Annotated in this window: 10 protein-coding genes and 1 pseudogene; 7 read left to right on the top strand and 4 right to left on the bottom strand. The window is 55.5% G+C overall.

Going from position 1 to position 13,569, the window contains the following annotated elements:
* Positions 1-116: 116 nt before the first annotated feature.
* Positions 117-1,481 (bottom strand): annotated as a pseudogene (gene glnA, locus KK925_RS05085) (type I glutamate--ammonia ligase).
* Between the two features lie 462 nt (positions 1,482-1,943).
* On the opposite strand from glnA, the gene KK925_RS05080 reads away from it, so the two are divergent.
* Positions 1,944-2,519: a hypothetical protein gene (locus KK925_RS05080; protein WP_214096321.1), complete on the top strand. Its 576-nt coding sequence runs from the start codon at positions 1,944-1,946 to the stop codon at positions 2,517-2,519.
* A gap of 28 nt (positions 2,520-2,547) precedes the next feature.
* On the opposite strand, the gene KK925_RS05075 is transcribed toward KK925_RS05080, so the two are convergent.
* Together KK925_RS05075 and KK925_RS05070 are read right to left on the bottom strand one after the other, a co-directional pair.
* On the bottom strand, positions 2,548-2,931 hold the full coding sequence (locus KK925_RS05075; protein ID WP_214096320.1) for a hypothetical protein: 384 nt from the start codon (positions 2,929-2,931) through the stop codon (positions 2,548-2,550).
* A 529-nt stretch (positions 2,932-3,460) separates the two neighbouring features.
* The gene (locus KK925_RS05070) at positions 3,461-3,787 is read right to left on the bottom strand and encodes a chaperone modulator CbpM (protein WP_174583158.1); all 327 of its coding nucleotides are present in this window, start codon (positions 3,785-3,787) and stop codon (positions 3,461-3,463) included.
* Between the two features lie 81 nt (positions 3,788-3,868).
* Between KK925_RS05070 and KK925_RS05065 the strand changes: the two genes are divergently transcribed.
* The 6 genes from KK925_RS05065 (at position 3,869) to bioA (ending at position 12,190) form a co-directional block, all read left to right on the top strand.
* Positions 3,869-4,987, top strand: a complete 1,119-nt coding sequence (locus tag KK925_RS05065; RefSeq protein ID WP_174583157.1) for an aspartate-semialdehyde dehydrogenase — start codon at positions 3,869-3,871, stop codon at positions 4,985-4,987.
* A 217-nt stretch (positions 4,988-5,204) separates the two neighbouring features.
* Entirely contained in the window at positions 5,205-7,331 is a 2,127-nt protein-coding gene (locus KK925_RS05060) for a heavy metal translocating P-type ATPase (RefSeq protein ID WP_174583156.1), read from the top strand.
* A gap of 238 nt (positions 7,332-7,569) precedes the next feature.
* Positions 7,570-8,211, top strand: coding sequence for a phosphatase PAP2 family protein (locus tag KK925_RS05055; RefSeq protein WP_174583155.1), 642 nt, complete (start codon positions 7,570-7,572; stop codon positions 8,209-8,211).
* 144 nt (positions 8,212-8,355) lie between these two features.
* Positions 8,356-9,594: an amidohydrolase family protein gene (locus KK925_RS05050; protein WP_174583154.1), complete on the top strand. Its 1,239-nt coding sequence runs from the start codon at positions 8,356-8,358 to the stop codon at positions 9,592-9,594.
* A gap of 65 nt (positions 9,595-9,659) precedes the next feature.
* The gene (locus KK925_RS05045) at positions 9,660-10,808 is read left to right on the top strand and encodes an aminotransferase class I/II-fold pyridoxal phosphate-dependent enzyme (RefSeq protein WP_174583153.1); all 1,149 of its coding nucleotides are present in this window, start codon (positions 9,660-9,662) and stop codon (positions 10,806-10,808) included.
* Positions 10,805-12,190 (top strand): adenosylmethionine--8-amino-7-oxononanoate transaminase, encoded by a 1,386-nt coding sequence (bioA, locus tag KK925_RS05040; RefSeq protein WP_174583152.1) that lies wholly within the window; start codon positions 10,805-10,807, stop codon positions 12,188-12,190. The genes KK925_RS05045 and bioA overlap by 4 nt, the downstream gene beginning before the upstream one ends.
* Positions 12,191-13,131: 941 nt before the next feature.
* Here the strand turns inward: bioA and KK925_RS05035 are convergent.
* Positions 13,132-13,281: a hypothetical protein gene (locus KK925_RS05035; protein WP_174583151.1), complete on the bottom strand. Its 150-nt coding sequence runs from the start codon at positions 13,279-13,281 to the stop codon at positions 13,132-13,134.
* Between the last annotated feature and the right edge of the window lie 288 nt (positions 13,282-13,569).

Genomic DNA, 13,569 nt, shown 5'->3' with positions numbered 1-13,569 from the left:
CTCGGCCCGCTTCGAAAGCTGGAAACGTTTTGAGTAACAGCAGTCCGCCAGAGGGAAAACTTATCCCGTTCGAGCCGCTGGCGGGTCGCGGCCGCGCGCTGGCGAAAGGTCTTTCATCAGACGTCGTAATACATTGCAAACTCGTAGGGGTGGGGACGGAGACGCAGCGCGTCGTATTCTTTTTGTTTCATATCGATCCAGTTGGCGATGAAGTCTTCGTTGAACACATCGCCGCGCAACAGGAACGCGTGATCGGCCTGAAGGGCTTCGATGGCGCTGCGCAATGAATCCGGAACGCTGGCGATTCGGGCCAGTTCTTCAGGCAGCAGTTCGCACAGATTTTTGTCTAGCGGATCGCCGGGATCGATGCGGTTTTGAATGCTGTCCAATCCGGCGAGAAGCATTATGGAAAAGGCGATGTACGGGTTCGCCGAGGCGTCCGGCGTGCGAAATTCGATTCGTTTAGCTTTCGGGCTGGCAGAATGCGTGGGAATCCGAATGGCGGCGGAGCGATTGCGCGCCGAGTATGCCAGATTCACAGGGGCTTCGAACCCCGGCACCAGACGCTTGAAACTGTGGGTGGTTGGGTTTGTAAAACAAGTGGGCGTGGTGCGTGCTTTAAGATTCCGTCGATAAAGAAAAGCGCTGTTTCGCTCAGCCCCGCGTACCCGTTTCCGGCGAAAAGCGGTTTGCCATCTTTCCAGAGCGAAATGTGGGTATGCATGCCGGAACCGTTATCGGCAAAGAGGGGTTTGGGCATGAACGTGACGGTTTTGTTATGTCGTCGCGCCACATTGCGAACGATGTATTTATAATACTGCATCGAGTCGGCCATTTGTTTTAGCGGAGCGAACCAGATATCGATCTCGACTTGGCCTGCCGTGGCGACTTCGTGATGTTGTTTGTCCACCGCAATGCCGGCCTTTTCCAATTCCAGGGCCATTTCGTTGCGGATATCTTGTAGCGTATCCATCGGAGGCGCTGGAAAGTAACCTTCCTTTGGGCGGATTTCGTAGCTCAGGTTAGGGAACTCTTCACGCGCGCTGTTCTCATGTCCTTCGACGCTATCGATGTGGTGGAACGACGCATTACCATTGTAACTGAATCACACCTCGTCGAAGATGAAGAACTCCGCCTCGGGCCCGAAGTACGCGGTGTCGGCGATGCCTGTGCTTTTCAGATATGCTTCGGCTTTTTTCTGCCACGCCGCGGAGATCGCTATCGTAAGGCTCGCGGGCGATCGGATCCACGATGGTGCAGATGAGAGAGAGTTTTCTCCGCATTGAAGATGTCGATCCACGCGGTGGCGGGATCTGGAATGACGAACATGTCCGAGGCATTGATGCTTTCCAGCCGCGAATGTTCGAGCGGTCGAAGCCCAGGCCTTCGGTAAAGATATCCTCGTTGTCATCGCTGAGCGTGGTCGTGAAATGTTGCCACGTGCCGGGTAAATCGGTGAATGTGAAATCCACGAGTTTAATCTCGTTTAGATGCGGAAACCTTGTAAAGAACCCTCTTGCAGTCGTGCCCTTGAGAGAGTCTTACGCGACGATGGCCGGGCTAACCGTTGGCCGCGGGGAGAAGTAAATGGGGATGCGATCGAGCATCACCTCTGAAGCAAGCACCTCATACCCGCGATCCCGCTGCCGATCCCACCCCCAACTACTTGGGGACCACTTAATTCATAGACCTTCAGCAAGAACCTCGCGATTGAAATCGCGGGAGCAATGGCGGAGCGCACTATGGGGTGCGCAATCTGCTGGATGGTTGAGATATAATTACCAAGCGCAATGGCGTCGATCCAATGGCCGACCAAAGGATCCAGTGTCCGGAGGATTGGTCCGACGTGTTGACCGGAGCGGTGGCTGGGGGAAGCGGAACGATGGTAGATGCGATCTGCGCCGAACGTGGCCTGCCTGTGATCTCCCAGGAGATCCAGCCGGATGAATCTTTTTGTCGCCATTCGGCCTGTCATCGCCGTGGCCGATGCCGTCAAGCTGCTCAAGGGCGTCACGGCCAGGCGGCGGTTCCACCGTTTTTTTGAGCGGAAGAAGCAGCTGTGGGGCGACGAGCTTTCGGTCGCCCTCGTAGTCCGTCGGGACGGCGGGCAATGGGAGCGCCGAGAGTATCTGCCGGTCGCTCGAGAGTTCTTACCATGTTACCCGACGAAGGCGATGAGTTATGATGGGCACGGTGTCGATCCAACGGGACGTTATGGCGGAAGAAGTAAGATCGCTTACCCCACTCTCTTCGGCCTACGGCGACGCTTGCAACCGGGTCAATCCGGTCATGCGCAAGCATTGCGTCTGGAAGAGGGTAGCCCTGCACGAGCAGCGCGCGTACACCCTGCTGCACTGGGCAACGCCTTTGGGCGCCCAGATGTGCTGCATGCTGTTTCTTACGGTGTGCGGCACCTACAGGGGAAAAAACATGGGGATGCATCAGGAACGAGGCGCCCGTTCCGGCTATCCGCTCCGCCGATGTCAGTGTGCGCTTCGACAAGCGCACATACGCCATGAAGGGGTCTTTTGCTACAGGACGTGGTATCTAAACCTCGTCGTCGAAACGAAAGATTGGCAAGCTGTGGCCTCCGGCCCCATGCTGGGTGTAGATGTCGGGCAAAAGAACGTCGCCGCGATAAGCAGAGGCAAAGTCTTTGGCAGCGGGAAAGTTGTGCGGCAAGCGCGATCGCTCCCTTGCCCTGTGTCGTTGTCTTCCGTCCAACGGCAGCCAAAGCGCTAGACAAAAGCTCCCGTAGGACTCCCAAAAAAAATGCGGCCGCGTTCGGCACATCCATCCCGAAACGAGTAGAGTCATCGTCCAGGCTGCTATCGAGGCGGAGGCCATAGGATCGGAATGGAAGACATCACGCACGTCCGCAACCAGAGGAAGGCCCGCAAGCAGGTGTGCCCCGTCGGCACCGGTGAGCATGGTGGCAGCTGCCGTCCTGCGTCGACCACGTCGATCCAGCCTCCACCAGCCGGAGCTATTTGTGTTGTGGAGTTCGAGGGAAACGCTCCGGACATCGTTTCGGTGCGTCCCCACTATGGTCTCCGGGCGAAGAGTGGCGCGAACGCACGTCGGAATTTTGCTAGCATTGGCGAGACGCCGCTTTCGTTACCGACAGCGCGGGACACGCCTTATGGTAGGAGCAGGGGGGACAGCCATCTCTGCACGCTATTATAAAGCCTGCGACTTTAGCCCCGGGTTCTTCACAGAAGGGAAAGACGAGACTTGCGAGGCGGGCCGTGTATGCGGCCGATGAATCGACGGAGATTCGAGCGTTGTTGAGCTTCCCCGTTTTTCAATACGACTGGCGGAAAGTTTTTCCGTTGACCGGTCTCCTAGCGGCGGCCGGTTGAGGGTAGTGACTGGTGAACCGGTCATGGACCTCGACGAGCACGGGTGAAAAGCCGCTGAGAACGGGCTAAGGAGAAGAGATGGGCCCGTGAAAGATTGACTACTCGATAGGTCGATGGTTAAGCAGCCGCTTTAAGCGCTCGATTTCATGAAGGAGATGGAGAATGAGTTGGAGGACCTCTCTTTTCACGCGGTAACTTTTTTGTAGGGAATGGATTTGGCTCAACCAGTAGAGGGCCTCGTCATCAAAGAGGGGTTCGCCCGTCTCGGTTGTACGCACGTGGCTCACCAGGCCTGCCCGATAGTAAAACCAGACACGTTTCGGATGGATTCCGAGCGCCTGGGCAACGGATTTAACGGTGTAGAGCGAGGGTGGTGGCGCGGGATCCGGTGCTGGGTCAGAAGGTGGGAAGGGAGAAGCAATCATCGTGCTTTCCTAGGAAACTCTTGTAGCCACTTGAGGTTACCACCATAAACAAAAAATGACCCCTTTGGAAAAGGAATGATCATGCCGGAGATTTCCAGGCAAAGGTGCGGTCCTGCCGGTATTGGGGAATTGGCTTTGAAACTTTCATTGAGTGGCGTCGCAAAAGGCGTACCATTGAAGCTTGTGCAATCCTTTCGTGTCGCCATTGTCGGAGCCACAGGGGCAGTAGGCCGGGAAATGATCCGGTTGCTTGAGCTGCGACATTTTCCCCTTAAGGAATTACGGCTATTTGCTTCGGAAAACTCTCGAGGGCGACGAATTTCCGTTGGCTCTCAGGAGTTGGAGGTTCGGACAGTCTCACCGGGAGCCTTCGAGGGGATTGACTTTGCTCTTTTTAGCGCAGGGAGAGAACGATCGCTTTTATATGTTCCCGAGGCGATTCGCAGCGGGGCAGTGGTCATTGATAACTCAAGTGCGTACCGGTATGACCCTAGTGTGCCCCTTGTAGTACCAGAGGTCAATCCGGGGGATTTGGCGCATCATCCAGCAATTGTGGCAAACCCTAACTGCACTACGGCGCTACTCTCCGTTGTGCTTTGGCCGTTGCACTTGCAGGCCCGGATTCGCCGTGTGATTGTAGCGACCTATCAAGCGGCAAGCGGAGCTGGAGCTCGAGGGCTTGAGGAGCTTCACCGGCAAGTCCGTGCCTATGTGCGAGGTTTGCCAGTAGTCAGGCAGGTATTTCGTCATCCGATCGCGTTTAATGTTTTTAGCCACGATTCCCCGATCGGTCCTGACGGTTTCAACGAAGAGGAGAACAAGGTAGCGAGGGAACTGCGAAAGATTTTTCACGAGCCAGATCTAGGGGTGTGTGCTACCTGTGTACGGGTGCCGGTTTTCCGGGCTCATTGTGAGGCCGTTGTGGTGGAGACAGAAGAGAAGCTCTCCGCGGAAGAGGCACGGAAGTTGCTGTCCCAGGCTCCGGGCGTTCGCGTGGTGGATGATCGGGAGTCAAATACCTTTCCTATGCCGGTGGATGCTGCCGGGAGGTTAGAGGTTCTGGTAGGTCGAATCCGGGAAGATCCTTCCCATCCCCATGGGCTTGCCTTTTTCCTTGCCGGTGATCAGCTCCTAAAAGGAGCTGCGTGGAACGCGATCCAGATCTTGGAACATCTCTCCGGGGCTCGTTGCGAGGGATAGAACTTTCTATGGGTTTTGGGGTTCCGGATGGGGTGCGTGGGGTGGGTAAAACGGAGCGAATTCTGGGAAGGAATGAGCTTTTTGGGAGAGATGGGATAAAGCGCTATTCTATTTGTAAGAAAGACTTGTTCCAAAGGGCTACTCTCATCCGGCCCGGGGGCCATGGGAAAAGAGGCAATAGGCAGGACCCACCGACAGTCGTATCCTCCTAGGTAAAATGGGATATCGCACCACTTTGCGCGTGCAAGGCATGAGTTGTGCGAACTGTGCTCGGCATGTCCGTGAGGCTTTAGAACGGGTCGATGGGGTCGCGCGGGTTTCGGTGGAATTGGAAACAGCCTGCGCCACAGTAGAGGGCAAGGGAGACGCTCCCCCGTTGCCAGAGCTTCTTCAAGCCGTGCAGGAAGCTGGGTACGAGGCGACCCCTCTTTCGGAGGGTCGTAAGGATCTCATTGGTTGGAAGCAAAGAATTATCATTGGAGGATTTTTTACTTCTCTTCTCTTTTTGTGGGAGTGGTTTGGCCCGATGGAAGAGGGATGGCCAGGATGGGTTCAGCTAGCGATGGCCTTGCCGGTGCAGTTTGTCACCGGTGCCCCTTTTTATCAAGGAGCTTGGCGGCAAGCCCGGCAGGGCCGGTTGAACATGGACACTCTGGTGGCTCTTGGAAGTAGCGCGGCCTTTTTCCTTAGTTTTTATGGGCTCTTACGACCTTCGGCAGTTCATCACCTGTATTTTGATGAAGCTGCAGCCATTATCACGCTTGTCGGAATTGGACACTGGCTTGAGCACCGGGCCACCGAAAGGGCGACCGGAGCCTTGCGGGGACTGCTGTCGCTGGCTCCCGATCGGGCGATGGTGCTCTTGCCCGATGGGAAGGAAGAGCTCCGCGAGTTATGGAGGGTCCGCCCGGGCGACCGTGTGGTCTTGCGACCGGGGGATCGTGTTCCGGTGGATGGGACCATTGTAGAAGGGACGACCACGCTTGATGAAAGCATGCTCAGTGGCGAAGCCCAACCCGTTTCTAAGGGTCCTGGAGAACCGGTTTTCGCTGGCACGACCAATTTGGATGGTCGCGTGCTTGTCGAGGTGAAGGCAGCCGGATCGGACACGGTTCTCGCCCACATTGCCCGCGTGGTTGAGCGGGCACAGAGTAGTCGTGCTTCCGTTCAGCGATTCGTGGACAAGGTCAGTAACATTTTTGTGGTCGTGGTAGTGTTACTTGCGGGGGCAACCGCGCTTTTCTGGGGTCAGATTCATCCGATTGGGTGGGAGAGTGCTTGGATCCGGGCAGTTTCGGTTTTGATTGTTGCTTGTCCCTGTGCCATGGGGTTGGCTACCCCGGCCGCAATCATGGTGGCGGCGAACGTGGCGGCTCACCGCGGGATTCTTATTCGTGACGCGCTTGCTTTGGAAAAGTGTGGAAACATTGACACGGTTATTTTCGATAAAACGGGAACGCTTTCCCGTGCCGGCCTCTTTGTGGAAGAGCTGGTGGTGAGCAGTGCCGAGGAGAAAGAGGCCGGTTCCCTTTTCCGCTCGCTTGCGTGGTCGAGCCACCATCCGGTGAGCCAGGCCATTACTCGCCATTTTAGCCAGTTTCCCTTCGTCGAAATTTCCCATTGGAGGGAAGAACGCGGCTCAGGGGTCGAGGGAATCTGGAATGGCAAGCGCGTGCGATTGGGCAATTTTCATTGGCTTTCATCGTGCGGAGTTAGCCTTCCAGAAGGGAGCCGGGAGAATGGATCGAGGATCGGGCTTGCGGTGGAGGGTACACTTATCGCTTGGGTTCGAATAGGTTCCGAGCCCAAGGAGGAGGCTGCCCGCGTAATCACCGAGCTTCGAAAACAAGGCTTCCGAGTAGGCCTTCTGTCGGGTGATTCCCGGGAAGCCACCTTGGCTTTTGCTCGGAAGGTCGGTTTACATCCGGATGAGGTGATAGCAGAAGTCCGGCCTCACGAAAAGGCGCAAGCGATTGCCCGATGGCAAGAGCAGGGGAGACGGGTTGCTTTTGTGGGGGATGGGATTAATGACGCACCGGCCTTAGCGCAAGCCGATTTAGGGATCGCTGTACTGGGAGCGACGGATCTTGCGAAAGAATCATCGGATGTGGTGCTCCTTCGAGCAGAGATTGAAAACATCCCCTTTGTGCTGCAGCTTGCTTTGGCCACCTTGCGCACGATTCGACAAAACCTTTTCTGGGCTTTTTTCTATAACGCTTCAGCGATTCCCCTCGCAGTTGTCGGATGGGTTTCCCCCGTGGTTTGTGCTGCGGCCATGGGGCTTTCGGACCTCTTTGTGCTGGGAAACGCCCTGCGGCTATACCGCCTGGGTCGATCCTCTTAAAGGGCGAGTCAAAAGATGGGTTCCAGAAAAGAGGAGGCAGGCCTAGGCAAGGCAGTTCTTTTTGCGGAGGATCGTCTTCCCTAGCGTTAGAACGTAGCTGGGGCTTGTGGGCGATAGAAGGATGTTGTCGGTCCTCTCTTTTAATGCCAAACGTGGCATAGGTAGGGGCTTTGGGAAAAATCTTCTAGATCGGCAGGCTGTTTCTTTTTGGTAGCGAAAACAAGAACGCTATTCTTCCGTGCAAACCCTTTGGCAGTGGGATCTCTGGCTTCTTCGAACGATTAATGTGACCTTGGCTCATCCAAAGCTTGATCCGTGGATGGTCACCCTTTCGGATTTCCACTTTTTCCTTTGGGGTCTAATCGTTGTGGGACTGGTGCTTGTCAGCTTGGGGCGATTTCGTGAGCGAGCTTTTGTCGCTGTCGCGCTTTCCGTTTTTCTCATTGGAGACCTGGGTATCAGTGGTCCCCTCAAAAGCTTCTTTGCGCGTCCTCGGCCTTACCAAGCCCTGGCAGGCGTTCGGGTAGTGGACAAGCTAGGCGTGCGATGGTCCCAATCCTCCCAGAAAGGCCCTTTTCGGTCGTTTCCTTCCGGACATGCTTGTAACACCGCCGCCCTAGCAACCGTAACCAGTGCCTTTTACTTTCCTTGGGGACGGCTCCTATGGATTTGGGCGTTTCTAGTGGGTTATTCCCGGGTCTACGGTGGCCACCATTATCCGACCGATGTGATCGGATCCTGGCTGCTTGGATGGGCATACGCGCGCTTGCTTCTCTGGATCTTTCGCCACCTGTGGGTCGTTCTTGGGCGCAGTCTTTTTCCCACAATCTTGATCGATCATCCCGATCTGGTAGCCAAAACGCGCGGCAACAACTCCTGAAGCAAAACTCGAAAAGGTAGGAGGTTTTTTTCCTTGGGTCTTGCTTGTGACCCTAAGGAAGTTTAAGAATGCCTGGAGAGGTGTCGGGCGCAACCTGCGCAAGCAATGCCTTTGTGTCCCCACAATTCGGGCCTTTTCTCCAGGTTGAGGGACCCAAAAACGCAAGAGTGCACCATCCGGGCCTCTGTCGTCTTAATCGGAGTACAGCGGTTGTACCAACCGGGCTTTGTCTTTGTCCGTGGAGACCGGATCGTAGAGGTAGGTCCCTTGGGCCGGCGACGACGAAAAAGGAGAGGCAAGCTGTGGGAGCTCGACGGGGCGATTGTGACCCCGGGCTTCATTAACGCTCATTGCCACCTGGATTATACCGGGTTACAGGGAAGGTTACCTCGCCAAAGCTTTTCGGATTGGATCCGGCGCATCGTGGAAGAAAAATCGAAGCTTACTCGAGAAGGGCTGGTATCGGCCATCCGTCGGGGCTATGAGCTTTTGCTTGCTTCTGGAACAACGACGGTTGCCAACATTGAGGCGTTCCCAGAGATTTTACTTGAGGAAAAGCCTCTCCTACGCACGATCCACTTTTTAGAGCTTCTCGATATCCGAGTTTCTCCGTGGAGCGAGGAACGGTTGGCAGGCTTCTGGAAAAGTCTCTTGTGCCAGCACTCCCCCATGCAGAGGGTAGGCTTGGCGCCCCATGCTCCGTATACGGTTTCGGAACATTTGTATCGCTTGGTGGCACGATGTGCCGATCAATTGAATCTCCTGTGGACCACTCATGTAGCCGAATCGCAGGAGGAGTATGAGATGTTTCGCCAAGCCAAAGGGCCGCTTTATGAGTTGATGAGGGGACTGGGAAGAGACTGCAGGGATTGTGGCAAGACTTCTCCCTTAGGCGTTTTGGCGAAGCAGGGAATTCTTAGCCCTCGAGCGATTCTGGTTCACGCGAATTACCTGCAGAAAGAGGATCAAGATACCGTAGTTCAAAGTGGCGCTACCTTGGTTCACTGTCCTAAAAGCCACGCCTTTTTCGGTCATGACGCGTTTCCATTAACGGAATGGACAAGCTTGGGGGTTCCAGTACTTCTCGGAACCGACAGCCTGGCCAGTAATGACACTCTGGACCTAAGGGAAGAGATTCGCCTGGCTCGCAGGATCCATCCGGGTATAGCGCCAGCTCAATGGTGGTGGATGGTGACGGGAAAGGCAGGAAAAATTTTGCAGAAAAAGCCAAGCCTGGGGACAATCGAGACGGGAGCGGTAGCGGATCTTGTGGCTTTTCCTTGGGAACCGGGCGAGGATCCGTGGGAATGTGTCATTGAGGGGAAAACCCCACCCCGATTGGTTATGGTCGGGGGAAACGTATTAGTGGCTCCCGACTCGTAACCTTGGATGGCATGCGAGATTTTGAGGACAGAAGCTCATCTTTTGCCCGCGCTTCATTGTAGATCATGGGTAGTGGGGAAACCAGCTTCCGGGAAAAACTGGCCAGCTTTCGCCAGAGAGGGCTGGAACGGTTTCGGATCACCTTTGAAGGGCGAACCCCCAGACATCTTTCGCAAGAGGGGCGGCTCTATGTAAGCTTTGCCTCAAACGATTATCTTGGGCTCTCCTGCCATCCGAGAGTACGGGAAAAAAGCTGCGAAGCGGTTGAGAAGTTTGGTGCCGGTGCGGGCGCTTCCCCTCTCGTTTGTGGCCAGTTGGGCCTACACACCCAGCTAGAAGAAGAGATCGCCCGTTGGAAGGGAACGGAAGCGGCCTGTCTTTTTTCCAGCGGGTATGCAGCAGCTTTAGGTACGATCCGGGCTTTGGTGGGCCCCGGGGATCTTGTGGTTCTGGATGAGTTTTCCCACGCTTCCCTTTGGGACGGAGCGCGGCTCTCTCGGGCTTTGGTCCGGGTGTTTTCTCACAGCGATTTGGACGCTCTTCAACGGGTGTTGACCCGCTACTCAAAAAAAAACCGCAGGATTCTCGTTGTCGCTGAATCCGTCTATTCGATGGACGGAGATGTCGCTCCTTTGCAGGACCTTGTTGAACTTAAGGACCGGTACGGCGCCTGGCTTTTACTCGATGAGGCCCATGCTACAGGGATTTACGGAAAAGCGGGAGCCGGCTTGGGTTCGGAGCTAGGGGTCGCTTCGAGAATCGAGTTTCACTTGGGGACCCTAGGGAAAGTGCTGGGGAGCATGGGGGCCTATGTGGCTGCCTCTCGGGAAGTCATCCAGTGGCTTTTGCATTCAGCTCGGTCGCTAATGTATTCTACCGCCTTGTCTCCGGCCATGGTCGCTGCTGCCTTGGAGGCGCTCAAGATTCTTCACTCGGAAGAGGGAGCTAGGAGAAGGAATCAACTGTGGGATAACATCCGGTTCATCAATCCGGATGGTTCTTCCGCCATTCTTCCCATTGTTGTGGGAGCCGAGAGCAAAGCCATGGAGATGGCTTCTCGATTGCAGGAAGAAGGGTTCTATGTCCCAGCGATCCGGTATCCGACCGTTCCCAGAGGGAAGGCGCGGTTGCGCATAAGTGTCACAAGCGAGCACAAGCCTGCCGACATGGCCGGGCTTTTGGCGATTCTCCGACACATGGGGATTTGTCCGTGAGTTGGGTAAGGAAAGATCGCACCTTCGTCTGGCATCCGTTTACGCTCTACGAGGAGTGGTTTGATCCAGAAGATCCCTTTCCTGTCATTGTGGGAAGTGAGGGGAGCTATCTCTACGACGAGGAAGGGCGTGCCTATCTCGACGGCAATAGTTCCATTTGGACCAATCTTTACGGTCATCGGAACCCCGCGTTAATCGAAGCGGTTTGTGCGCAATGGAGGACGCTGGATCACGTTTCCTTTTTAGGGCTCACCCATCCCTCTGCGATCCTTCTTGCAGAGAGGTTGTCCCAACTCTTTGCCCAGGATTCTCCCGTGGAGTTCCGAGCCTTTTTTTCCGACGACGGATCTACGGCGGTGGAGGCGGCTATCAAGATTGTTTGGCAGTATCACCGCATTCGAGAAGGCCGGGAGCGGGACTACTTCATCTGCCTCAAAGGAGGCTACCATGGAGACACGGTTGGCGCGATGAGCGTCGGCAATAGCCCAGTTTTTCATGCGCCGTTTGGTAAGCTTCTTTTCTCTTCCCGCCCGGTGACTTCCCCGTCTTGCTATCGCTGTCCTTATAACCGGGCTCGGCCGGAAAAACGTGATGCGCGGTTATACCGGAAGTGCCAATGGGAATGTGTAAGGGACTTAGAACGCACGCTGTCCAAGGATCCTTCCCGATGTACAGGGGTGATCGTGGAGCCCAAGGTCCAAGCAGCGGCAGGCATGCGCATGCATCCGGCTGGGTATCTCCGGGCGGCCGCTGCATTGTGCGCAAGTCTCGAAGTTCCCCTCATCCTCGACGAGGTTTTTACGGGTTTTGGTCGAACAGGTAGGATGTTTGCAGCGCATCATGAGGGAGTGATAGCGGATGTGGTGGCCTTGGGAAAAGGTCTTACCGGGGGGCTTCTACCGCTGGGAGCAACGCTGGTTCGTCAGGAAATCTTTGCATCCTTCCGAGGCGGCCCATCTCGTGCCTTTCTCCATGGGCACAGTTTTACAGCCTATCCGGCGGGTTGTGCGAGTGCCTTGGCTAGCCTTTCCCTTTTAGAGGATGTTTACTGGAAAAAGCGAATCGCAGAAGTTTCGGCAGCGGTTGCCCGCTTGAGCCGAAGATTTTGGGAGCACCCTAACGTGGGAGATGTCCGGCAGGAGGGAACGGTCCTCGCAGTAGAACTGGTTGAAGATTTTGCCACGGCGAAGCCGTGGCCATCTGAGCTAAGACTGGGCGCAAAAATTTGTCAAAGGGCCCGTCGCTATGGACTATTGACGCGGGGGATTGGGAATGTCCTCATTTTGGTGCCACCCTATTGCGCTACGGACAAGGAAATAGAACAGATGGTAGATGCTCTTTTCTTGGCTCTCTGTGATTTCCTTCCATTGCGTAAGGTGTAGTCAGTTCTTGGGATCTTTGGCGGCGAAAAACGAACAACCGGCTATTGTTCTCCTGCTACGACCTATGGCTTCTAGACCGGCTTGGAGCGGTTTAGCGCTCAAGGAATACGCCCGCCGCTTACCTCCTGGGATCCTTCCATAGGGCACGCGAGCTCACCATGCAGGTATGCCTATCCTAGACGGGACAGAAAAAAGCAAACCTGACTTGGTAGGGTTACCTAGCTCATGGCGACCTTGCAGGTTAGGCAAGCCGAAGAGCAAAGAATCCAAACGGAATCAAAGAGAGAAGCGCTTGTATCGACTTCGTTTGTTTGGGTGGATGTCAGAATCCTTTAGGCGCGGGGGGCGGTCGCCCTGGAACGCTCCAAAAAGCACCTTCTACTTTTCGGTGACAGGTTAGAGCGACCACAACGCTGGGGCGCGCAGCGACGGGATGCTCCACGTTGAAAAGGTTAGCTAGCTCTGGTATCGCTCGCTTAGTCTTGCCCCTTTCCTTTTCGCTGGCCCACGCGGATAAGGCGAGCTAGCAAGTCCCAAAGAGTTGCCCATAGCTAAACAATCTAGGGACACATAAGGTTCTTTATCTTTAGTAAGTACATCGGAACGAAGTTACGTAGGTGGGCCAAGCGGCAGGGTATTTGCCACAAGACGGGTTAGCGGATGTGGAGGGAGAGGTCTGTGCCTATTCCCGCAGAATCGTTACTAACTGGAACGGTGGGTGTTGGTGCAAAGTCTTCACAACTCGATGGGGTGGCCCTCTAGGCGCGGATGTGCAAGCGGCGGCGAACCAGTGAATTGGGAAAGGCAATCGGCTTGGGCTCTCCCCATTGGCTCTCAAGCAAAGCGTTACGGATCGTCCCGGCCATCAGGGAGATTGGGCTCTGCGATGCATGGCCATCGCAGAGGGCTTGTTGGGCAGGTCTGTGATCCAAAGGCCGGCTTCATCCTGGTCCGAGTACTTGCGCCGGCTGATGGGCTTCGAGTACCGGAAAGCGGCATTGGCCGGCTAAAGTCGATCGATCCTGGTGGTGCATCCCAATGAGGTGAGCGAGGATATCGTCGCGCGATCTCCTTTGAGGAGATTGTTTCATTGTGTGCCAGGCTTTTACCGAGAAGAAACCCGCACAGAACCGCTCCAAAAAGGCGCTTGTAGCCATTCATGACTGAGCTTCCCATGTGCCCATTTGAGGCACGTTTGACGCCGAGACCGGAAGAGGTTTTGCGTCCGGACGGCGATGGGGCGCTGTACAGGGGGGTTGAGGAGAGTTTTTTTGCCAAATGCGGGCTCGCGTTTCACCAAAGAAACGTAAGCGATCCTTCTTGCCGCGGTTTGGCTTGACCGCCCGAGAGTTCCATGCCCTCCGGTTCGGGGCTTGAAC

The organism is Candidatus Methylacidithermus pantelleriae (assembly GCF_905250085.1).
GTDB lineage: Bacteria > Verrucomicrobiota > Verrucomicrobiia > Methylacidiphilales > Methylacidiphilaceae > Methylacidithermus > Methylacidithermus pantelleriae.
Note: the sequence above shows the minus strand (reverse complement) of the source record. Positions and strands in the feature narration are given on the sequence as shown.